This window comes from Dehalobacter sp. DCA (assembly GCF_000305775.1).
Classification (GTDB): domain Bacteria; phylum Bacillota; class Desulfitobacteriia; order Desulfitobacteriales; family Syntrophobotulaceae; genus Dehalobacter; species Dehalobacter alkaniphilus.
The window spans coordinates 611,515-634,281 of the sequence record NC_018866.1; the positions used below are offsets into that span (position 1 = coordinate 611,515).

General features: G+C 40.5%; 24 protein-coding genes. 16 read left to right on the forward strand and 8 right to left on the reverse strand.

Translation table 11 applies throughout. The features are described 5' to 3' along the window. The first annotated feature begins 73 nt into the window (after window positions 1-73). From DHBDCA_RS02985 to DHBDCA_RS03015, 7 genes are all read left to right on the forward strand, one after another. Window positions 74-904, forward strand: a complete 831-nt coding sequence (locus DHBDCA_RS02985) for a class I SAM-dependent methyltransferase (RefSeq protein ID WP_015042676.1) — start codon at window positions 74-76, stop codon at window positions 902-904. After that, a complete protein-coding gene (gene miaA, locus DHBDCA_RS02990) occupies window positions 901-1,842 on the forward strand; it encodes a tRNA (adenosine(37)-N6)-dimethylallyltransferase MiaA (RefSeq protein WP_015042677.1) in 942 nt (313 codons plus the stop codon). The genes DHBDCA_RS02985 and miaA overlap by 4 nt, the downstream gene beginning before the upstream one ends. 47 nt (window positions 1,843-1,889) lie before the next feature. Beyond that, on the forward strand, window positions 1,890-2,135 hold the full coding sequence (hfq, locus tag DHBDCA_RS02995) for an RNA chaperone Hfq (RefSeq protein ID WP_015045117.1): 246 nt from the start codon (window positions 1,890-1,892) through the stop codon (window positions 2,133-2,135). A 221-nt stretch (window positions 2,136-2,356) separates the two neighbouring features. After that, window positions 2,357-3,259 (forward strand): AAA family ATPase, encoded by a 903-nt coding sequence (locus tag DHBDCA_RS03000; protein WP_015042679.1) that lies wholly within the window; start codon window positions 2,357-2,359, stop codon window positions 3,257-3,259. A 363-nt stretch (window positions 3,260-3,622) separates the two neighbouring features. Continuing rightward, on the forward strand, window positions 3,623-4,897 hold the full coding sequence (locus DHBDCA_RS03005) for a methionine gamma-lyase family protein (RefSeq protein ID WP_015042681.1): 1,275 nt from the start codon (window positions 3,623-3,625) through the stop codon (window positions 4,895-4,897). A gap of 41 nt (window positions 4,898-4,938) precedes the next feature. Next, window positions 4,939-5,472, forward strand: coding sequence for a signal peptidase I (lepB, locus tag DHBDCA_RS03010; protein WP_015042682.1), 534 nt, complete (start codon window positions 4,939-4,941; stop codon window positions 5,470-5,472). A gap of 187 nt (window positions 5,473-5,659) precedes the next feature. Further along, on the forward strand, window positions 5,660-6,754 hold the full coding sequence (locus tag DHBDCA_RS03015; RefSeq protein ID WP_015042683.1) for a D-alanine--D-alanine ligase family protein: 1,095 nt from the start codon (window positions 5,660-5,662) through the stop codon (window positions 6,752-6,754). 190 nt (window positions 6,755-6,944) lie between these two features. Here the strand turns inward: DHBDCA_RS03015 and lexA are convergent, their stop codons facing one another. Further along, window positions 6,945-7,571 (reverse strand): transcriptional repressor LexA, encoded by a 627-nt coding sequence (gene lexA / locus DHBDCA_RS03020; RefSeq protein WP_015042684.1) that lies wholly within the window; start codon window positions 7,569-7,571, stop codon window positions 6,945-6,947. A 173-nt stretch (window positions 7,572-7,744) separates the two neighbouring features. On the opposite strand from lexA, the gene DHBDCA_RS15185 reads away from it, so the two are divergent. Both DHBDCA_RS15185 and DHBDCA_RS03030 read left to right on the forward strand, forming a co-directional pair. Next, window positions 7,745-8,062: a cell division suppressor protein YneA gene (locus DHBDCA_RS15185; RefSeq protein ID WP_034378295.1), complete on the forward strand. Its 318-nt coding sequence runs from the start codon at window positions 7,745-7,747 to the stop codon at window positions 8,060-8,062. A 135-nt stretch (window positions 8,063-8,197) separates the two neighbouring features. Continuing rightward, window positions 8,198-9,010: a M23 family metallopeptidase gene (locus tag DHBDCA_RS03030; protein ID WP_015042686.1), complete on the forward strand. Its 813-nt coding sequence runs from the start codon at window positions 8,198-8,200 to the stop codon at window positions 9,008-9,010. Here DHBDCA_RS03030 and DHBDCA_RS03035 read toward each other — a convergent pair. Next, entirely contained in the window at window positions 8,983-9,528 is a 546-nt protein-coding gene (locus DHBDCA_RS03035; protein ID WP_015042687.1) for a DUF2284 domain-containing protein, read from the reverse strand. The two genes, DHBDCA_RS03030 and DHBDCA_RS03035, sit on opposite strands and share 28 nt — an antisense overlap. Before the next feature lie 1,524 nt (window positions 9,529-11,052). Next, window positions 11,053-11,694, reverse strand: coding sequence for a hypothetical protein (locus tag DHBDCA_RS03040; protein ID WP_015042688.1), 642 nt, complete (start codon window positions 11,692-11,694; stop codon window positions 11,053-11,055). 257 nt (window positions 11,695-11,951) lie between these two features. Here DHBDCA_RS03040 and DHBDCA_RS03045 point away from each other — a divergent pair, with 257 nt between their 5' ends. The 3 genes from DHBDCA_RS03045 to DHBDCA_RS15375 all read left to right on the forward strand — a co-directional run bounded on the left by DHBDCA_RS03045 (window position 11,952) and on the right by DHBDCA_RS15375 (window position 13,424). After that, entirely contained in the window at window positions 11,952-12,371 is a 420-nt protein-coding gene (locus DHBDCA_RS03045; RefSeq protein ID WP_015045119.1) for an exoribonuclease R, read from the forward strand. A 2-nt stretch (window positions 12,372-12,373) separates the two neighbouring features. Beyond that, window positions 12,374-12,601 carry a hypothetical protein gene (locus tag DHBDCA_RS03050; protein ID WP_015042690.1) on the forward strand — a complete coding sequence of 76 codons (228 nt, stop codon included), beginning with the start codon at window positions 12,374-12,376 and terminating at the stop codon, window positions 12,599-12,601. Window positions 12,602-13,277: 676 nt separating this feature from the next. Beyond that, window positions 13,278-13,424 carry a hypothetical protein gene (locus tag DHBDCA_RS15375; protein ID WP_015042691.1) on the forward strand — a complete coding sequence of 49 codons (147 nt, stop codon included), beginning with the start codon at window positions 13,278-13,280 and terminating at the stop codon, window positions 13,422-13,424. 41 nt (window positions 13,425-13,465) lie between these two features. On the opposite strand, the gene DHBDCA_RS03055 is transcribed toward DHBDCA_RS15375, so the two are convergent. After that, entirely contained in the window at window positions 13,466-14,323 is an 858-nt protein-coding gene (locus DHBDCA_RS03055) for a DegV family protein (protein ID WP_015042692.1), read from the reverse strand. Between the two features lie 173 nt (window positions 14,324-14,496). On the opposite strand from DHBDCA_RS03055, the gene DHBDCA_RS03060 reads away from it, so the two are divergent. Beyond that, window positions 14,497-15,429, forward strand: coding sequence for an arginine deiminase family protein (locus tag DHBDCA_RS03060; protein ID WP_015042693.1), 933 nt, complete (start codon window positions 14,497-14,499; stop codon window positions 15,427-15,429). On the opposite strand, the gene DHBDCA_RS03065 is transcribed toward DHBDCA_RS03060, so the two are convergent. The 4 genes from DHBDCA_RS03065 to truA all read right to left on the reverse strand — a co-directional run bounded on the left by DHBDCA_RS03065 (window position 15,430) and on the right by truA (window position 19,192). Next, entirely contained in the window at window positions 15,430-16,602 is a 1,173-nt protein-coding gene (locus DHBDCA_RS03065; RefSeq protein ID WP_015042694.1) for an ABC transporter permease, read from the reverse strand. It lies immediately after the preceding gene. 1 nt (window position 16,603) lies between these two features. After that, window positions 16,604-17,287 (reverse strand): ABC transporter ATP-binding protein, encoded by a 684-nt coding sequence (locus DHBDCA_RS03070; RefSeq protein WP_015042695.1) that lies wholly within the window; start codon window positions 17,285-17,287, stop codon window positions 16,604-16,606. Next, window positions 17,271-18,161 (reverse strand): efflux RND transporter periplasmic adaptor subunit, encoded by an 891-nt coding sequence (locus DHBDCA_RS03075; RefSeq protein WP_015042696.1) that lies wholly within the window; start codon window positions 18,159-18,161, stop codon window positions 17,271-17,273. Before DHBDCA_RS03075 ends, DHBDCA_RS03070 begins: the two co-directional genes overlap by 17 nt. Window positions 18,162-18,457: 296 nt before the next feature. Continuing rightward, on the reverse strand, window positions 18,458-19,192 hold the full coding sequence (gene truA, locus DHBDCA_RS03080; protein ID WP_193352134.1) for a tRNA pseudouridine(38-40) synthase TruA: 735 nt from the start codon (window positions 19,190-19,192) through the stop codon (window positions 18,458-18,460). A 111-nt stretch (window positions 19,193-19,303) separates the two neighbouring features. Between truA and DHBDCA_RS03085 the strand changes: the two genes are divergently transcribed. From DHBDCA_RS03085 to DHBDCA_RS03100, 3 genes are all read left to right on the forward strand, one after another. Further along, window positions 19,304-19,501 (forward strand): cold-shock protein, encoded by a 198-nt coding sequence (locus DHBDCA_RS03085; RefSeq protein ID WP_015042698.1) that lies wholly within the window; start codon window positions 19,304-19,306, stop codon window positions 19,499-19,501. Between the two features lie 270 nt (window positions 19,502-19,771). Further along, window positions 19,772-20,892, forward strand: a protein-coding gene (locus DHBDCA_RS03095; protein WP_144020267.1) for an IS3 family transposase whose coding sequence is annotated in 2 segments (ribosomal slippage) — window positions 19,772-20,021 and window positions 20,021-20,892 — 1,122 coding nt in all. Because the reading frame shifts where the segments join, the coding sequence is not laid out codon by codon here. A gap of 379 nt (window positions 20,893-21,271) precedes the next feature. Then, window positions 21,272-22,762, forward strand: coding sequence for an FMN-binding glutamate synthase family protein (locus DHBDCA_RS03100; RefSeq protein WP_015042702.1), 1,491 nt, complete (start codon window positions 21,272-21,274; stop codon window positions 22,760-22,762). Window positions 22,763-22,767 lie beyond the last annotated feature (5 nt).

Sequence of the window (22,767 nt, forward strand, 5' to 3'; positions counted from 1 at the left end):
ATAATAATCAATTAAAGGTGATCAAATAAGATCAATGAGCGCAGACAGGAAAATAGATTGATAGGATAATAGAATGGATCAAACAGATAATGTGATTGCCTATAAACGGTCAGATGAAAAACTTAAACTGCGGCTTGAAAAGCTCAGTATGCAATCCGGGATAAAAATTGTTCCGATGGATGCCTTATCAGAAGCTGATGGTCTCCCGATACTTCGTTACGTTAAACAGAAGCTCTGCCTTGAAGATGATGGAGAAAGACTCTTTTTCCATCCAAGTATGGCGTTGTTAAGGATGATCAATATCTTACGCGGCGTGCCGGACCGTTTTCTTCAGGCAGTGAATCTTGAGGCTGGGGATATTTTTCTTGATGCGACCATGGGTCTTGCCTCGGATACACTGATTGCTGCGTATGCGGCAGGCGGCAAAGGCAGAGTGATTGCTGTGGAAAGCTCGCCGTTAATCCATTTTCTGGTTCAGGATGGTCTGGATCAGGTCAACCAGTTTAAACCTGCCAAGAAAATATCTCAGGAAAAAACTCAGGCCTGGACAGAATTGAGCCGGGCCGCTTCCCACATTGAAACGGTCTGGGCAGATCATACCAGGATATTGGAAGAGCAGCCGGATGCATCTGTGGATGTCGTCTATTTTGACCCAATGTTCCGTGTTACGGTTAGAGAATCTTCCTCGATCCGGCCGCTGAAGAAATGGTCCGATCCGAATCCTTTGGACAAAGGCACAATCCGAGAGGCATGCCGCGTGGCCAGGAAAAGAGTTGTGTTGAAAGAACGAAAAGGCAGCAGTGAATTTGCCCGGCTTGGTTTTTATGTTGAAGAGAAGAATAAATACAGCCCTGTGGATTTTGGTATCATTGATTTAGCCAGGGTGGGGGAGGGTTTCCAATGAAGCCCCTGATCGTTATTATCGGACCAACAGCAGTCGGCAAGAGTGCTCTTGGCGTCGAACTGGCACTCAGGCTGAACGGAGAAATCATTTCCGGAGATTCCGTTCAGGTTTACCGAAAGCTTGATATCGGATCAGCAAAACCATCGAAGGCTGAACAGAAGGGTGTGCCGCATCATCTGATCGATCTGCTTGACCCGGCTGAACCATTTACAGTGGCAGGATTTCAGTCTCAGGCCAGAAAATGGATTGAGAATATTCAAGCCAAAGGGAAAATCCCGATTGTCGTTGGCGGAACGGGACTTTACATACGTTCAATTTTGGATGAGTTTGAATTTCCTGAAGAAGGATCGGACCCAATCAAGCAAAAGTGGCTGGCTTATGCCAATCAGTATGGCAATAAGGAGCTGCATCAAAGACTCGCGGAATGTGATCGGGCTTCTGCCGAAAAACTTCATGTGAACGATACGGCAAGAATCGTCAGGGCCCTGGAGATCTTTGAATTAACCGGTAAACCATTATCTGAACAAAGGTCATACAAGGAAAAAATGTACGCTGAATTGGATGAATCGGTCATTTATTTAGGGCTGACGGCTCCAAGAGATGTGATTTATGAACGAATCAATGAACGTTGCCATAAAATGGTAGATTGTGGTATAATCGGAGAAACTTTATGTTTACTCCAGGAGGGCTATTCACCAAGGCTAAAATCTCTTCAAACCATCGGCTACCGTCATGTCGTTTATTTTTTGAGAGGTTTGGTCACCCAAAAAGAAATGCTGCGTCTGCTTCAGAGAGATACAAGACACTTTGCTAAAAGACAATTAACCTGGTTTAGGAGGGATCCCAGAATCAAATGGTATGACTTGACAGAATGTTCGTCTCAACAAATTCTTGACGAAATTTGCGATTCTCTTGACTTGCGAAGTGATGGAAACTAAGGTAAAATTAGACAATAAGAAAAATGGTGATGGAGGTAAAAAATAAAATGAATAAATCACCGATTAACTTGCAGGATGTTTTCTTGAACCAAATCCGCAAGGATAACATACCTGTTACGATCTATTTGGTCAATGGATTCCAGCTTAAAGGATTAGTCAAAGGCTTTGATAATTTTACGGTTGTTCTGGACTACGAAGGCAAACAACAAATGGTATATAAACATGCCATTTCTACCATAATGCCAATGAGACAAGTCAATTTAAATGCCTTAGTCGGGGAAATGACTGAGTAATTTCCTGCTGTGGCCATCATTGGACTGGGACATATAGCTGACAGATAGCACTGAGACATCGAACAGAACAGAATGAAATAAAATAGAACATCGTGTTGTGTACCCTACATAGCACGATGTTTATTTTTCTTATTATTTATATTTTTCCCAGATTAATGATTCACATTTTTTGCACTGCGCTATATATATATAATGACGTTCTTATGGGGGGTGCTTCTTTTGTGTCCATTAAGATAACCTTCAGATCAAATCTTCCGCCGGTGCTCCAAACCCAGCCAATGACATCAGAACCTGAGTTGCCGGACTATGCCGGCAGCAGTAACAAAATGACTGAAGAAATCATCACGGAACTCGATAGTTTAATTGGCTTAGAGTCAGTAAAAAAACTGATTCATGAGTTGTATGCTTTTGTAGAAATCTGCAAACGACGGGAAAAAGAAAAACTGAATACGGAACCTTTAGTCTTACATACGGTTTTCAGCGGCAATCCGGGTACAGGAAAAACCACGGTCGCAAGGCTGATCGGAAGATTATTCAAGGAAATGGGCGTCTTGCCGAAAGGACATATTATCGAATGTGAAAGAGCAGATCTTGTTGGGGAGTATGTCGGACATACAGCCAATAAGACCAGAGAATTGGTTAAAAAGGCGCTCGGCGGGATCCTGTTTATTGATGAAGCCTATTCCCTGGCAAGGGGTGGGGAAAAGGATTTTGGCAAGGAAGCAATTGATGCCTTAGTCAAAGCAATGGAAGACCATAAGGATAACCTCATCCTTATCCTTGCCGGATATAAGGTTGAAATGGATGCATTTATAAAGACAAACCCTGGTTTGCGGTCGCGCTTTCCGCTCCATATCGATTTCCCGGACTACTCTCTGGATGAACTGATGTCTATTGGTGAGCAGATGCTGACAGACAGGCAATATACATTTTCTCCGCAGGCAAAAATTGTGTTTCGAAGAAACCTGCAGGATATGAATGACATGCAGCCTTATTCCGGTAATGCCCGGATGGTGCGCAATTTCGTGGAAAAAGCGATTCGCAAGCAAGCCGTCAGACTCTACAGGCAGGCGAATCTGTCCAGGGAAGATTTAATGTGTATCAAAGAAGTGGATATTTCTTGATCGGGGGGCGTTTGCCCTTTTACATATCAACGAGAAGAAGATACAATATGCCTATAGCCGCATAAACAAAAAGGTGGGCCACGTAGACATAAAGGAGAGACTTAACCAATGCCGGAAAAGATAAAAGTAGCCTTTGTCTGTGTTCACAACTCCTCCGCTCACAAATGGCAGAGGCCATCGCCAAGAATATATTAAGACGGCCAAAATCATCGAAGAAAAAATACTGGAGCTCAAATGCAGCGTGAATATGAAGTCTTATGTGTCTTTGCCTTGATCGTCAAGTAATATTTTTTCGTATATTGAAAAGTAAGCCAATTCGATGTAGTATTTTAGAAGACCTTTTAATGGAGGATCGTTTTTTGTATGGAGGATCGTTTTTTGTCCGATTTGAATTTATCCGCGAAAATTACAGACGCGCTGTGCTATGCTGAACAGGCTTTGACAAAACAAACCTGTATCATAAATCCAATCATTGAGAAGAACCATCAACGTGTCCTCAAAGCTTTCCAGGAGGCCAGAGTCTCAGCTTATAATCTGAACGGAACAACCGGCTACGGACTTGGCGATTCCGGGAGAGAAAAACTTGATACGGTGACCGCATCCATCATGGGTACTGAAAAAGCCATCATCAGGCACCAGTTTGTATCGGGTACCCATGCGATTGCATCAGCGCTCTTTGGTGTTCTCCGGCCTGGAGATCATTTTATTTCTGTTACCGGGATGCCGTATGATACGCTTCAGCAGGTGATCGGAATTAAAAACAACATTTCCGGCAGCCTGGCTGACTGGGGCGTGTCTTTTGATATCCTGCCTTTGGATGCTGATAGTCAGATTCAAATGGAAAAACTGGCTGCGATGGTGACTCCGCAAACGAAGCTGTTTATCATCCAGCGTTCCAAGGGTTATGAATGGAGAAACTCTGTTTCCATTGCCCAGATCAGTGAATTTGTTGGCTATGCCAAAACGCATTTTCCGGAGATCGATATCTTCGTCGATAATTGCTACGGCGAGCTTGTTGAAGACCAGGAACCCGGACATGTGGGGGTAGACCTGCTGGCAGGATCACTAATCAAGAATCTCGGAGGCACGCTGGCCCCGACAGGCGGCTACATTGCCGGCAGAGAAGATTTGGTCACGAAAGCCGCGGCCAGGTTTACCGCACCCGGCATCAATGCCGATGTGGGAGCAACCCTCGATAATCTTCGGCTCATGTACCAGGGACTGTACTTCAGCCCGCTGACGGTCAGTGAAGCGATCAAAGCTGCAGTTTTTTCCTCGGCCTTTTGGTCCAGACTGGGTTTTGAAGTCCATCCGGGTCCGGAGGATCTGCGGACGGATATCATTCAGGCGGTAAAATTGAATTCCAAAGAAAAGATGCTGGCCTTTTGCCAGGGTCTCCAGAAAGGTTCGCCGATCGATTCGCATGTTCTGCCGCTGCCTTCGGAGATGCCAGGCTATACGGACGAAGTGATCATGGCCGGAGGAACTTTCATTCAGGGAGCCACGAGCGAATTTTCTGCCGATGGTCCGATTAGAGCCCCTTATGCCGTATATATGCAGGGCGCGATTTCTCATATCTATGTGAAAAACGCTAATATTTCAGCTGCGCAAATGCTTGAACAAAATCATCTGTTATAACGGTCTAAGCCAATAATGCGCCGGAAGCAGGGATCGTCAATATGGTAAGAATAAGACGCGATATGATGAACAATCCGTATAGCCAATTTCTTCAGGAAATCATTGAGATTATTCTGATCGTTTTTGCCTTGTCCTGGCTGCTAAAAACTTATCTGATCGGGTTTGCCCATCTTGAAGGAGCGGAAATGATGCCGACACTTTCACTGGACAGCCAGGTGCTGGTTGAAAAATATTTTTACCGCAGCATTGACGCTTTGGACAGGGGAGATGTCATTCTCTATTCAGATAACGGTGTAGAAAGCATCAAACGGGTAATCGGCTTACCAGGTGAGAAAGTAGAAATTAAAAACGGTTATACGTATATTAATAACAAACCAATTTACGAACCTTATGCCAATACACCAAAGGCATATACATTTTCAATGGTTGTTGTGCCGGAAGACCATGTTTTTGCGTTGAATGACAATCGGGCGAGTAAGAATGATTCCCGTTCATTCGGCAGTGTCCCGATTCAGAGCATAGAAGGCAAAGCCCTGTTCTGCTACTGGCCGCTGAGCAGTGTTCAAATCCTGTAGGGCCATGTCAATCCATCATTTTAGATTGACAAGGTACTATTTTTACTTAACAAGATGTAAGGAACGGAACATATGAATAAGAATGATTAAGGGTAATTTTACCTGGAATCTTAATTTTACCTGGAATCTATCGTAAAAAATAACCGGGAATTTAGACACGGTATGAGTTGAAGGGAGTACAATCAAAATGAACAACAAAACGAAAGTGCTTGTTATCTTTGGCGGTCAATCGGGGGAACATGAAGTTTCGGTCATTTCTGCAGCGTCAGTCATCAAAGCGCTACATGCTGACCGGTATGAGATTCAGACCATCGGGATCACCAAGGAAGGAAGCTGGTATTGGGGGGCAAGACCGGAAGCGTGGAAGGAAGCCAAAGAAGATATCACGGACGGCGCCAAACAGGTCGCAGTCGTTTTAAACCCGCAAAAACCTTACTTTCAGGCTATAGACGGAAGTGAACTGCCGGATCAGGGCAGATGTGATATTATTTTCCCGGTCATGCATGGCCCCAAAGGGGAAGATGGTACGATTCAGGGGCTTTTCGAAATGGCGGGGTTCCCCTATGTAGGTTCAGGTGTGCTGGGTTCTTCTCTCGGAATGGACAAAGACCGGATGAAGGCCGTTTTCAAAGAAGCCGGGCTGCCGATAGTGCCGCACCTTACCTTGCTTCGAAGTGAAATCAATGCTGCACCCGAAGCAGCGGTGAAACGCATCTCAGACAGCATTGGTTTTCCATGTTTTATCAAACCAGCCAATCTCGGTTCCAGTGTCGGTATTTCCAAAGCTGAAGACGGTAAGCAACTGCTGGAAGCTTTGATCTACGCAGCAAAATTTGACCGGAAAATTGTGATCGAAAAAGGTGTGAAGGCAAGGGAAGTTGAACTGAGCGTCCTTGGCAATGAAAGTGCCAAAGCCTCCATCCCCGGTGAAATTAAACCGGCCAAAGATTTTTATGATTATGAAGCTAAATACCTGGATAATAGCTCAGAATTGATTATTCCAGCCATATTGAGCCAGAAATTGATTGAACAGCTTCAGTCCTATGCAGTGATTGCTTTTGAGGCCGTCGGCGCTTCGGGGCTAAGTAGAGTTGATTTCTTCGTTACTGAAGACGAGCAAATCTTTATTAATGAAATCAATACAATGCCTGGCTTTACGCAAATTTCGATGTACCCAAAACTGTGGGAAGCCAGCGGCTTAAGTTACAGCCTGCTGCTTGATGAACTGATCAGACTTGGATTTGAAAAATTCAGAGATGATGCCGAAAGAAGACTTTCCTGAGTACATCTTCTAAAGGGAGTTAAGGGAGTCTATCCTTAATCAGGTGACCTCAAACAAGAATTTCTTCTTATCTGAAATTAAGATAATCATATAAAATGATATACAGGTAATACTTCAAGTCTACCCGCCAAAAAGGGCGCAGCAGATAAATATTTCTGCTGCGCCCTCGCTTTCTCCCGCATATTATGTATCAGTGGATATCTCGGAACAGTCCGATCACTTTGCCGAGAATGGTTACGTGATCGGAATATATCGGCTCCATATACTGATTCTCCGGCTGGAGCCGGATCTGGTTCTTTTCTTTGTAGAAACGCTTGACTGTAGCGCCGTCTTCGGGGCCGTCTGAGACTAAAGCAACAACAATATCGCCGTTACTGGCATTCTGCTGTTGTCTGACCAGAATTAAATCATCGTCAAAAATACCGGCATCGATCATGCTTTCGCCCTGAACCTTGAGCATAAAGACCGTGTCTGATTTTACCATATCATACGGAACAGGGAAGGAATCCTCAATGTTTTCTATGGCCAGGATCGGTTCACCGGCGGCAACATGTCCAACTACCGGAACGTGAACGATTTTTCTGGAATTATATTCGCCGAAGGAATCGAGGACTTCTATGGCCCTTGGCTTCGTAGGGTCTCGTCTGATATATCCTTTTTCTTCGAGAATGTTCAGATGATTATGCACAGTCGAACTTGATGAGAGCCCAACAGCTTCGCCTATTTCACGGACCGAAGGGGGATAACCTTTTAAGGCAATCTCCTTCTTGATAATATCCAAAATCTGCATCTGACGTGAGGACAGATCCGAAGTCATGACATCCCTCCTGATTATTTATTTTGAATCAATATTTGGTCTAGCTAGATCGTAACATAAAAATTGGAAAAAAGCAAACAAATGTTCGTGATTTTTCTTGACACGAACATTTGTTCGTATTATAATCAAAACATAAATAGAACATACGTTTGATCTAATGGAGGTTGATGATCATGATTGCAGTATCCAGATCCTATATGCGTTATAGAAGAAATTCAACTAAAATTGTATTTGTATTGGGGCTGTGCCTAACAATTATTGCTGCACTTTTAATGTCTCTGGTGGTAAATTATCTAACTGCTGAAAATTCCAACCCTACATCATATAAGGCGATCACAATACAACAGGGAGATACGTTGTGGGAACTTGCTGCAGAATCCAACTACAGCAGTGATATCAGTGCACTGGTGGATAAAACCATGCGCTATAATAACCTACGCAGCACGTATATTGAACCAGGACAGGTGATCTATATTCCGGTTCGGTCATAATTTAGAATTTAGTTTATCATTAACGATAACGATCTTTCAATTCTTACGAACTTTAATTATGTTTCTATATTGCCTATGTTTTAGTCTATATTTTAATATAACCTCCATATATACAACTATGGAGGTTATTGTCATATGAAACTCATTAAACAATTCAGAAAGACAATATGGCCTAATTCTATCATATTGATCATTTTTGTGATGATTGCTATCACCGCCATTATTGTCAAGCAAGTAGTTATCCATGATGAATCAAAATCAGACGACTATAGCGATCTTTCACTTATATCTTCGGAAGTTGTTATTCATTTTCAGAAAGTAAAACCGGACTCATGGAAGGACTATGTGGCTGTTATTCATGTTTGCGGTCCAACAGCAAATCGCCTTGTTCAGCAGCTGGATAATGGAATTAACTTCAATAATCTTGACTGGTCCGGACTGAATAGCGAAGAATTCAAACAAGTAAAATACTACCGTCATTTACTTGATCAGTATCTGTTCTTTACGCCGGGAGAATATCAGTTCCCACTTCAGGAACCTTCGCATTATACAGATACCTATGGTGCCGATAGGGAGGGAGGACAGCGAAAGCATGAAGGCACAGACATATTTAATAAAAAAGGTACACCCATCTTTAGTGTCTGCGATGGCAATGTTGAAAAAGCAGGATGGAACCGGTTGGGCGGGGAACGGGTCGGCATTCGCGGGGAAGACGGTAATTATTATTACTATGCTCATCTTGATACGATAAATAATGAACTGACTGTCGGTAATCCTGTCCAAAAGGGGGAACTGATCGGTACGATGGGGAACACAGGTGATGCATTGACAACACCGGATCATCTGCATTTTGGCATAGAACTTCCTAATGGGGAATGGGTCAATCCCTATGTTTGGCTTAAGGTGTGGGAATATCACACCTATTCGATAAGCGCACATCCAACATAGGTGATGGTATTGGGTCCGTAATAATAAGGAATATTATTTGCTGCACACACATCACTGACCACAAGCCCGTAAGCTTCCATGGACGAATTCATCTTATCGGGGAATCTGCAAGGCTTATCTGGATAGGTACATTCTTTACAGCGGGTACATGCGCCGGCGACCAGAAAAAGGCTGTCAGGGAAATTTTTATGAATATATTCAGAAAATTTATTGCAGTGTTCGTTGTGCAATTCCTGTGTTTCTGCCATGGCCTCAATGTCGAAGGAATCTTCCAACTGGCCGGTCGTTTGCAGAATCAGACCGTTTTTATATTTCTTGATATCACTCGCGCATTCTTCCAAAGGACCGCAAGCCGGCGGACAAGACCAATTCTTGTCATACACCTTGCATTTATTTTTGGCGCAGTCTGAGCGAACCTCTTCTCTGACGACGATCGTATCTGCATCGAGGTTGCCAACATGACTGAAGCCGAATTCCAGGGCTTTTTCCTTAAGTTCATTATAGTCAATAGTATTCATCGATATTACGGATCTCCTTGCTTTAAATATATCATAAAGAATTACAAAAGAATTACAAGCAATTTATAATGTACCATAAATCCAAGTAAAAGTAAGTAATGGAATTATTGCCATTATGCTTTTATAAGTTAAACTTAAAAAGATACAAAAGGTTAGGGAACTTAAAGCAGTACACTGTTAATCTAATTGGTATGAAATACTATTTACATTTTATTATAAAAGAATTGTATGGTTTTAATTATCTATAAAAATGAATTGAGTTGAATAGCTTTTTGATCATTGCGTCCGATAATAAATATTATGTAAACTAAAGTGTAATACAAAGATGGGATTATGCGTTGCGGTTTGTAATCAGCAATAAATCTGTTGTCATCGCGCTGTTCAAGTGTTTTTGATTTATTGTTTGTCATAAATTATCTTATTTGCGCTTGTTTGGATTCTTGTTTCACTAAGCTTCTGTTTATTTTGTGGCTTTCTTATTTATATAACCTACATTATTGTCGCTCGCATATCTTTTTCATGGCGCTTGTATTTTTTTATTTCTATCTCCGCTTTATCTGCCTGGCCTATTTTACTTTATCGGTCATTTTTTTAATCTTTTATCGTAATTTTATCGTATTAATTGCTGTTCTGTTTTTTTATTGTATTTGCCTAAAAATGCTTCTGAATAGCAGTCCCATATTTGCCCTGTAAGGCGTTAAAATATATTGGGTAAGGTATTTGTACCTTGGGATTTTTGTACTCTTATTTGAGTTAATCAATTTCCAGGCAATTTTAGTTCTCTTACGAATTATAACCAGATTTTGTTTAATTGCATCGCTTAAACTTTAGTATATAGTTTGACAACGAATTTTCGTTATATTTAACCTGAAGTAATTTTATCCTCATAAATTGTTAGAATTATTTAGATGCAGTCAATTATATAAATATAAATATAAATGGAAAATGAGTTATAGGATTTTCAATCGGACACTCAGTTGATAAGATTATTTCATCGTTTATAGGTCAATAAGATAAAATATTTACTAACTAAAAGTGACACATACATTTTATTAAAAGATCTCAATGTTTTAAGTTTCCCCTCTTTATTCAAGTGATTTATTTCACATGGCCTTATCTTTTACTAATACCTCCTTTTCAACTAAATTCTGATATGTCTCTTTATTTTATTTTCTCTGATATCTTTATTTTCGAATCTATATAAAAACTGGATTATCAAAATAAAATAATTTAAAGCCCCTGCCCTATCAAGACTCTATGATCAATCTTTACAAAGTGTTTGATTTTTTAAGAAGAATCAGGTGTATTCTTATTTTAGACCCGACAGGCCGTCAGTATTTAAAGCTCACATACGCCGTTTTAATAATTTCACATGAATTGTACTTGCAAAAAGTTACATCACAGGTAATATCCTCGCCATTTTTCAAAATCATATGTTTATTAGTGTTCACTCAGGTGCCTCCTATATTTGGAGAATATAGTTAATATGAAGTTCACCTTTAGGATAAATATCTTCTGTGATCTTTATTCCTTCGCAAATACCTTTTTAATGGCTAGATACTGATAGCCATTAGCAGTAAATCGAATGGTATATGCTTTAGTGTAAAAAACAGTTTTATACTGATCATCATAATAATCAACCGTTAGCTTCAAAGTATCATTATTCAGTTGTTCTTTCTTAATAAGTTCCGGGAATCGCCCTCCGCCGAATCCTCCAAGGCCACCGATGACAATCTCTTCCGTTTGCGCCTGATAACCATCAACTTGAGTAGAGTCAAAATTAATGCCATCAAAATATCGGTTCAAAATTTCTTTGATATCAGCCACTGGCACTCTGTAATTGTTATCAGCTTTGTTTTCCCATTTATTTTGGTAATCCTGTCCATATTCTTGGCTAGAGGTTATATAGCAGAAAAAGGTAAATAATGTTTCGGAAGAAATATCTTTGCCGTTGTCAAATAATAAGCTATCACCCAGGCAGAGATCTACGCCAGCACAGAACTTATCTATCAGTTTATCATCTGGTAATTTTAAAGCCTGTTCTAATGGTTCCGCAAGCACTGAAGGCTTGGAATTATCTACACTGGTGATGTTTTTGCTGCTGCAGCCTAACAGTAAACCTGCTATTATCAATGTTATTAAAAATATATGAAATGCATTTTTCATTTTCTCTTTCTCCTTGTTCTATGTATACGAAGCACCTGTGCTATTCATTCACCGCACCATGGACGGCGCGGTCTTTGCACAATCGTAGAACGTCCCGCGTATTCCCGAAGTCTGGTTACTACTGCCTATTCTCCTGGATTTTGGGAATGCGCTATTATGTAAGTGTCCCTCCAAAAAATTTATATATTATGTACATAATGGTCATACTATACACAATGTACATCATATGATATATTGGAGGTGAAGGAGGAATGACAATGTTATCGGAACTACAATTCACTGAGGCTAGAAACCAATTTTCTACTCTTTATGATTCTGTATTTAACTCTTTTAATCCTACTATTATAAATAGAAAACAGACAGAACAAGTTGCCTTGCTCAGAGTAGATCTTTTAAAGATGGTCTTAGAAGATTATAAATTAAACCCTGAAATTATTCAGGAAGACGATGATTCAATTACTCTTGCCTTGGATTCTATGGAACTGTACTCAAATAACTTAACTTTAGATTTAGCTGCCAGCGATTTAATTGAAGACCTCAAATTATATTCTAAAGATTACATGGATCGCTCTCAACTTTTTCTTCAATCACCGAACCGTAAATATCACTTTCCCTATGTTTTAAAAGTTTTGCTTTGTGACAATGATGATGAAATTCGTAAACTCTTAGGTTTATAAATATGGCACCAAAATTTGGAGATTTAAAATGTTACTGCGATAAAAATGGTTGGGTGATGATTCGAAATACTGACCATTGGTATTATGAAAAGGTATTGATTGATGGGACCGTTCTAAGAACGAAGATAAGCCATGCCATTAGTAAAGAAATTCCAAAGAATTTATGGGAAAGAATCAGGCAAAAACAACTTCAAATAAGTGAAACTTCCTTTTGGCAGGGCCTCAAATAATGGCCCAAGCCCAATAGGTTTTTTTTTGCCGTTTGTCGATTCCTCTGTGTTGGCTTCCGTGACGTTAAACACGTCGCCATCTGCATTTATCTTGTTAACGGGGCTGGGGACATGTGCTTCAGGAGTTACGGTTCTCCCTATGGCCTATATGGTTCTCTGTGTACGCTTCACCTTGCTGTTTCCAGCTTCGGCGCAACACGCAATATGGGTGGTTGGCTAGACCTTTCCCAGCAAGGACTTTCACCTTGCAAGAAGTACCAAGCTTTGCATGGCGCACTAACGTCCAGGTCTTCCCAATCACTTCCTAACATATTATATATTTTCATTCATTCGACATTTTTCCATAGTTTTCCTTCTCTCTCATATATTTTTTATGCTCCTTTTTCGGCAAAACATAAACCGCTAACTTGTTAGCGGTTTATAATCAATTAATATACTTTGCAGGTTATTTTAAATTGTAATATTCTTCATCCGTTATGGATTCCAGCCATTCGGCGTCTCCCTTTTGAGCATTTGTATTTTTACTACGTCCCCTTCCTGAATCACCTGTAAGGGGATTTAAGACTTTCGATTTTCTTTCTCATCAAATTCCTTGTTATTTTTCTTTGAATAATTCATTTCTTTTATACAAATATTAAATTGACTTAGTCTCATTCAGTGAAAGGAAGGGATTATTATGGATAATAATAAAAATAGAATCAAAGACAGAGAAAAAAGCAATGCTGAATTAAGAAAAATGAAACCAAAAGATAACGCAGATGTAGGAATTATTGACGGCAATAAAATTGGTGTACATGATGGCAAACATGAAAAGAGTAAATAATGCTCTTTCAAGAATCTTTTGGCTTTAGTTAGCTATTTTTATTACCTTAATGCTTTTTGCGTGTAATAAACAATGCCAATGGTACCTGGACCAACATGCAGGCCAATGACCGGTCCGATAGCTATGATATCTATGTTAACTTTCAACTTATCTTTAATCAGTTGTGCAAGTTCCTTTGCTTCGTCCAGACAATCGATATGATGAATAATGATCTCTCCTAAACCATATTTGCTTATGTTATCCAGCATGATATTAATCATCGATAATACTGCCTTTTTCTTCGTTCTTACTTTTGTCACAACGGTTGTTATGCCGTTTTCCACAGTCAGAATCGGAATAATCCCAAATAAATCACCAATTAAAGCACTGGCCCCGCCAATTCTGCCGCCTTTTTTCAGGTATTTGAGATTTTCAGGAATAAATAAGAACCTACTTCTTTGAATATTTTCTAACGCTGCTTCTTTAACTTCCTCTAGCGTTTTATCCGCTTTTGCTTCTCTTGCAGCCATAATGACCGCTAACCCTAACTGCATAGAATTTGACCTAGAATCAATGATCTCTATCCTGGCATGTTTATGCTTCTCTAATACCATCTCTTTCACTAATTGACCTGTCGAAAAGGTCCCGCTCATTTCTGAAGATAAGAAAATACAGCAGAGGCTATCTCCCTTCTCGATTACCGCAAGCATTTCATTATATAACTCGCCAATAGAAGGCTGTGAAGATGTCGGAATTCCATAAGAAGCCATTTTTTTATAAAACAGATCGTTATCGATATCTACTTCTCGTATACTGTCACTCCCAAATGAAAGGCTCAAAGATACCATTCTAATATTTAGTTCTTCTTTGATTTCCTTACTTATATAGCTTGTACTGTCAGTTAGAACCTGTACTGCCATCTGTTTATCTCACTTTCTTTATTGGCCTATTTTCTATTTCGACAATTATTTTTCTTTTTTATCATATAATGTTAAACACCACTTGTCTATTATTGTTCAAAATACACTTCTAAAATACCTATTATTGTGAATACTACATCCATATAATTTTGCTTTTTAAGGGGGAATTCCGTTTGAAACATATTAAAGTATTTGGTACCGAAAAATTAGCTCGTTTACGTAAAGTCATTCTTCATAAGCCCCAACAGTCTCTGAATTTAGTCAATCCGGCGAATTATCAGGAATGCTTATTTAATTTTGTCCCTGATATTTTTCAATATCAGTTGGAACATGACCGGTATGCTGACCTTCTGCGCTCTCAAGGAATTGAGGTACTTAACCTTCAGGATTATGTACAGAAGAATAGAACGCTCATGGATTCTCTACCGAATTTACCCTATCTTAATGATACTTGCCTGATTACAAGTCAAGGAGCTATCCTCTCCAAGATGTGCCCTGGCAGCCGCGCAGGCGAAGAAACGGTTGTCGGAGAAGCTCTGGAGAATCTCGGCATTCCCATCTTTCATGCCTTTGAGGGTGAGGATCAATTTGAAGGGTGTCTGGCAATTTCGCCTGAAATTCTTTTTTTAGCGGATACCGAGCGGCATGCTCAAAAAACACTCGAAGAATTTTTTAATAAAGCACTCCATCTTTTTCCGCAGATCATCTATGCGGAGATTCCCCAGGAAAGACGGTATATGCACCCTGATATGATTTTTGGCAGAATCAGTGAAAGTCTGGCCTTAGCTTATTTGCCGGCTTTTTTGAAAACATATCTGATTACCGAAAAGCAGCGCACGGAAATTAATATACGGGATTATCTTGCTCGCCGGGAAATGGAACTTATTGATATTTCCGACCAGGAACAGCAGTTATGGGGCTGCAGTTTTGTTTCTGTGGATGCCAATATTCTCATCCATTATGATATTGCCTTAAATCTTAGAACTCAAAATGAGCTGAGCCGCAGAGGGGTGGAAATGATCCCCTTCCATCCTGAGGCCTTATTAGCTGGGGGCGGAAGTCTCCGCTGCCTGACTTTGCGTGTTTGGCGAGACTCTAATCTTTAACTAAAGACTTCTCAGAGCGTCAATCGGGTTTAATTTACTGGCTCTTCTCGCAGGCATATAGCCAAAGATAATTCCGACGACAGCTGAAAACCCTACCGCTAAGATAACGGTGGATAATTGCATGGTGTAACCGACACCAATCAGGGTGGAAGCAATAAAGGCGATGACACTTCCCAAAATCAAGCCGATGAGCCCGCCAAAAATGGAGAGAAAGATCGATTCGATTAAAAATTGCACCTGGATTCTATTCGGGGTGGCTCCCAGGGCTTTGCGCAAACCGATTTCCGTCGTGCGCTCGGTAATCGATACCAGCATCATATTCATGATCCCAATCCCGCCTACAACCAGGGAAATAGCGGCAATTCCTCCTAAGAGCAGTGACATCATCCCCATCATAGACTGAAAAGAAGCAATAATATCTCCCATGTTAAACACAGAGTAAGCCTGATCGTTATAGTTAAAAGCAGCGTTTAAAACCCCTTTAATGTCCAATACCGTATCATCGGCTAAGCTTGTATCCACTAAAAAGACATCAAGAGCAGTGATGTTTTTTACACCCAGACTGCGAAGTGCAGTCGTATACGGGATCACGATTGTGTCATTTGTGGAGGTGGCGCTAAAACCGCTTGATGGAGCCATTGTACCAATGATCTGATAAGTTGTTCCATTGATGATCAGGTTTTTTCCAAGGGGGTCGACACCATAAAAGAGTGCGGTTACAAGTTCCTGCCCGATAACGGCAACCTGGTTTTTACTCTGAATATCCAGGATATTGATGGCTCTGCCTGATTGGAGCAGACTTTTATTCGATTGAAAGTACACCTCATTTTTTCCCTGAACATTGATATCTTCTTTGACTTGGTCCTGGTAAACAATATTGGTTTTGGTTAACACAGTCGGTGATACGCCTTTGATATTTTTAAGGTGAGCAATATTTTTCATATCTTCCTCGTTTAGTCCTTGTTTCAGCGGAGTACCCATTGCATTGACCGTAATTTTATTAGCGCCGAGGGAGGTCACTTGTTGACTGATGCTGTTGGTCGCACCCTGAACAATGGTTATAAGGGCAATGATTGAGGCCACGCCAATGATAATTCCCAGCATGGTTAAGAACGAGCGAAGTTTATTGGTGACGATGTTTTTCCAGGACATCCTGATACTTTCCCACAGCATATCAAGCTCCCTCCCCCTCTGTTAAGTTTCCATCCAAAATATGAACAAGGCGTTTGGCGTGACGCGCAATATTTTGATCATGGGTTATCATAATGATGGTTCTGCCTTCATGATTTAATTTTTCGAAAAGATCCATGACCTGATTGCCGGTTTTTTGGTCCAAGGCTCCGGTTGGTTCATCCGCAAGCAGAATAGTCGGGTCGGTAACGATCGCCCGGGCGATGGCCACCCGTTGTTGTTGTCCGCCGGAAAGTTGATTGGGGAGGCTTTCTAGCTTGTCTTGAAGCCCAACACGCGTGAGAATAGCCTTGGAGCGTTTTAGGCGTTCCACGGGAGACAGACCGCTATAAATGAGTGGAAGCTCAACATTTTGCTGGGCAGTCATGCGCGGCAAAAGTTGAAAGTTTTGAAAAACGAAGCCAATCTCTTTGTTCCGTACTCTGGCCAATTCAATCTCATTCAAATCGTCGATATCGTTGCCGGATAGAAAATATTTGCCGGTTGACGGGACATCCAAACAGCCGATGATATTCATCAGCGTAGTTTTTCCTGAACCGGAGGGACCAAGAATGGATAAGGATTCGCCTGAACGAACAGTAAGATTGACATGATGCAAAACTTCAAGTTCTTCTTCTCCCATGAAGTAGCTTTTACAAACATCTTGCATCTTAAAGATTTCCGTCATTGATCTGGCCTCCTTGCATTCTGCCGCCAAAGGTCAAATTATTTGCTGTCGTTGTTTTGGGATAATAGATAGTTTCTCCTACGGCTACCCCTTTTTTGATTTCTACGGTTTGGCCGTCATTAACACCGGTAGTAATCTCCGTATGCACGACGGTATTGCGTTCCCCTTCTTTGAAGACGAAGGGCGTGTTGTTAGCGTCAAACTGGATCGCGGACATGGGCAAGGTAACCACTCCGACTGCTTTTTGATTTTGGATGGTTACTTCTGCCGTCATGCCGATGCGTAGACTTGGATCTTTATTAATGTCTACAGCTGCCGTAAAGTAGGTCACACCACCTGCAACCGTACCTTCTCTGGAAATACTGCAGATTGTTCCCTTCAGTTTTTTTTGAATAGCGGCAATTTCAATATTTGCTTCGTTGCCTGTCTTTATGGCAGGGAGATCATATTCATCGACTTTGATACTAATTTGAAGGTTGTCATAATCAACGATGTCCATGAGAATTGTACCGGCCATGACCTGGGACCCCTCTTCCACGGTCAGGTTTGTTATTTCACCATTAATTTTGGCTTTTATCGCCTCACCGGTTGTTGTTTTAAGTAAGATATCTCCTTCTTTAACCGTATCTCCTTCTTGAAAATTAAGCTTTGTAACCTGCATTATTTTTTCTGACATGACGGTTTGACGGTTTTGGGTTTCGATATTTCCAGAAAATGTATAATTGGTCGTGATATCCCTCTTTTGGGCAGTTACACTATCATAGGAAAAAGGTTCTGGTCGTAAGAGGTAAGCCGACGCAGCACTAATAACGCCAAGGGTGATCAAGCTATAAATCATCCATTTGCGGATTTTTGATTTTCTTTTTGTTTTCATTTCAGGTGCCTCCCGTTTAGCAAGTGCCTCCATTTATTTAGAAGCATTCAAATATTTAAATATTTTTTTGTTCATTAGCTTAGTATGAGCGAAAAAGTTCAATTCAATTAATTCATTATGATTACATAATCTCCGCTCCTTACCATCCATGGAGTGAGGTATAAGGCCATCTGTAGGCAAATAAAAAAGGTAAGAACCATACAGTTGATTCTTGCCTTTTGCTTACTCGGTTTATATTTGTTTCCTCAGTTTATATTTGTAAATCTTAAATTTTATCCTCTTTACTATAATAATAGTTAGTACTGTACATCGACTAAGCATAAACCTTTGGCTTGAGCCAAGGGCCGTGCTTCCCAACGTTTCTTTTCCTGTAAGATTTTTTCGACATCGTTCGGCTGCAGCGTGCCTTTTCCTACTTCGAGCAGCGTTCCAACGATAATTCTTAGCATATTCCATAGAAAGCTATTACCGTTAAATTCAATTTTAATAAGGCCTTTATTTTCGTTAATCAAAATAGAATTGATCGTTTTAACAGTGGATTTAGCACTGCGCTCATTTGTAAAGCTCTGAAAATCATGCGTTCCAATGAGCAGTTCGGCAGCAGTCCTCATTTGTTCCAGATCCAGCTTATCCGCTAAGTGATAGGTATATTTTCTGTTAAATACATCCCTGAATTTATTATTATTGATGGTATAAACATACGTTTTTGCTTTGACGTTATATCTGGCATGAAATCTTTCAGATACTTCTTCCATTGATTTTACAACAATATCTTCCGGTAAAAATTCATACAAATAGGCTAAGATCTTCTTGGTCTTGAAGGTAGATGTTGTATGGAAATTAGCAATGTAATTTTCGGCGTGTACCCCGGCATCTGTCCTTCCACAGCCGATAACCTGAATCTTCTCCTCTGCCATTTTTGCTAAGACAGTTTCAATTTTACCTTGAATCGTCAGATCGGTATCTTTTTGTTTTTGCCAACCTTTATATTTGGTCCCATCATAGGCGATTGTCATTCTTAAATTTCTCATTTAGAGTCTGCCTTTCTATATTTTTTTAAATGTCTTAATTATCCCTAGAATAACTTACTACAACGATCAACATAATAATAATGAAATAAAAACAATTTGGAGGTGTGTTCCATGTATGGGACTGTTAAGTGGTTCAACTCTGAAAAGGGATTCGGATTTATCGAAGGAGATGGCGGACAGGATGTGTTTGTTCATTTTTCATCTATTAAATCCCAAGGATATAAATCACTCAATGAAGGTCAAAAAGTACAATTTGATGTAGAAAAAGGACAACGCGGGCTCCAGGCAACAAATGTAACTCTTTCTTAAAAATATATCTTTATAATAGCACTGTTTATTTTTTATACGGTGCTATTTTTCCGGTTATGGTACTCTTTTGGGGTAAGTCTCAGATGCGTTATTCAAAGCCTGAAGTGCTTGTTCTTCAGGCATATTTCCAATTATGTCAGCACATTTGTTACATAGTATCTTTCCTTTACCTTGAAAAGCACTAATACTTCTTTGAATAGGCTACACTAAACTGGACAGTTTTCTTAAGGTCTTGTAAATTAAAAGTAATAATCAAAGGAGCAAAAGACAATGACCAAAAGAGAACGAAGATCTTTTACCGATGAATTCAAGAATCAAATGGTTCAGTTATATCTGAACGGCAAACCGAGAGCCGAAATTCTGAAGGAATATGATATAGGTGGTTCAACCTTTGACAGATGGACGAAACAACATGAGAAAACAGGTTCATTTCGTGAAAAAGATAATCTTAGTGATGAACAGAAAGAACTCATAAAACTTCGCAAAGAAAACCAGCGCTTGTTGATGGAAAATGATATTTTAAAGCAAGCCGCGCTGATCATGGGACGAAAGTAGACGTGATAAGGCAAAATGCCCACAAATACTCGGTATCAGCAATGTGTAAAGTCCTACAAGTGAATCGCAGTAGTTATTACTACAAATCAACCTATCAGGAAGTTGAAGACGATGTTGAGCAGCACGTTATCGAGATTTTTGAATCAAATCAACGGGTCTATGGTACCAGAAAGATTAAGATTGAGCTTCAAAAGAAGAATTTAACAGTCTCTCGTCGCCGAATCGGTCGATTGATGAAGAAAAATGGCTTAGTTTCAACATACACAGTAGCTCAATATAAGCCATTCAAAACCAAATGCAACGAAGCTGAAATCAAGAATGAATTGAATCGGGAATTTGAAAAAGCGGTGCCATTGGAGACCGTTGTTAGCGACCTGACATATGTTCGAGTAGGAACCAAATGGCATTATATCTGCCTTCTCGTTGATTTATTTAATCGGGAGATAATTGGACAGAGCTGTGGCAAAGCGAAAGACGCTGCCCTGGTATATCGGGCTTTTGCTAGCGTGAAGTCCAATCTACATAATATTAGGATGTTTCATACAGACCGTGGCAGCGAGTTTAAAAACCAGCTAATTGATGAAGTAATTTCAACCTTTAATATTCAGCGTTCTTTGAGTATGAAGGGCTGTCCTTATGATAACGCCGTATCCGAGGCTACCTTCAAACTAGTTAAGACAGAGTTTGTGAAAAACCGACGCTTTGTATCACTGGAACACCTAGAGAATGAATTGAAGTCTTATATTAAGTGGTTCAATGAAAAGCGAATTCATTCAACACTAGGCTACCTTAGTCCTCTGGAGTATAAAACCATTTACCTTAACAAATCTGTCTAGTTTACTGTTGACAATCCACTTTCATCACTACAAGCGTTACGGAATATCGGCACATTACAGAATTCACATCGTTGAAATTCAGCATCCTGATGACCTTTAAGATAGCCTTGAGCATTACTGCGTCTTAATTTTTGATGTCTCATTTTTTTCACTTCCACAAAAAAGTTAATGTTATGTTGTCCAGAATCCAAGTTCTTTAATAAGGGAAAAGAAAAAGGGTTCGGAATCGAACCTCTTAGTTTTGCTTTATTAAACTAAGTTCATTATAACATAAAAATACTTTCTTTACTATAACAGCCGGGCTCTCATCAATCAATGAAACATAATAAAAAGGTATTCGAACTCTTCGAACTAAGCATTACACGTGAGGTAACATTACATGAATAAAGATTCGCGAGATTTCAATTTTTCATTTAAGAGTCTCTGCTCCATTGCAGCCATTTTAACAGCCGGTTACGCAATTGGCCATCACAAAGAACAAAAGTCCCTAAAAATCCGCCGGGCAAAAAATCGAAAAATAATGCTGGCATCTTTACCGCTAGCTTTAATAACTACCGGACCACTAACGCGTAAGTTAATTCAAAAAAATGTAGCAAAAGCAATTACTATTTTAACAACAGATGAATACGGTAAAAACGTCATGGAGCTATGGACTGCCATTCATCGGGCCGGTGTTCAAAACATTGTTGAAAACAACTTAAGGGCAACACAAGGGACAACGATCAACAGGCCAATTGGCAGTTCAAAAAGGTTTGACGGGTTCGATAACCTTATGTTTGTTCCACCTCAAATGACGATGCTCTCTAAATCAGGCGAGACCGCAGTTGATATGAAAGTGACACTGGGCCCTAAGTCAGCCAAGCCTCTTACAGTCAATATACCTCTTCTTATTTCTGGAATGGCTTATGGAATCGCTCTAAGCGAGCCCGCAAAAATAGCTTTAGCCAGGGGAGCAAAGCTAGCAGGGACAGCTACAAACTCCGGTGAAGGCCCCTATCTGAAAGAAGAACGCGACGAAGCGGATAAATATATTTTGCAAATTGCCAATTGGCCATGGGGCTTACGCACGGATCAAGAGATTGCCTCTGCGGACATGCTGGAAGTACATATTTCGCAAGGAGGGCAAAAAGGCGTCTTCTATGTAGCTCCGGATGAAATTAAAGGCAAAGCACGTAAACTCATGGGTTTATCCCGCAATCAAGGGATATCGGGTCTACCTGCTCCTCCCGGTGTACAAAGTGCCGCAGATTGGCCCATACTGGTCAATAACCTGCGTAATAAAGCGAATGGAATACCTATTGCTCTGAAATTAATGGCCACAGATAAAATTGAAGAAGATTTAGGTTTAGCTGTAGATGCAGGGTTTGATGTCATTGCCGTCGACGGAACGCAAGGCGGATCTCTTGTCTCCAACCCCACAATGCAGGATGACTTTGGAATTCCCAGTCTCCATGCGTTAGTTCGCGCGGTCCGTTACTTACAAAACCGCGGAGTTCGAGAGCAGATAAGTCTGATTGTCTCTGGCGGCTATTTTAATCCCGGAAACTGTTTAAAAGCACTAGCGCTTGGTGCCGATGCTATTTATCTGGGTACCGTCCCCTTATATGCCTTAGCCAACAAGCAGCATCAAAAAGTAATCCCCTGGGAACCTCCTACAGTCCTTGTTAGCTATGCATCGAAATATAACAAAAAGCTGAACATAAACTTAAGCGCTGAAAGAGTATCCAATGTCTTACGTTCTATGGCTGTTGAAATGGAACAAGCCATTCGTGGCTTGGGGAAAGCTTCTGTCAAAGAGCTAAACCCTAGCGACTTAGTGGCGCTTGATACGTTCTCTGCTGAATTAACAGGGGTAAAAAGAGCATATTAGTTTAA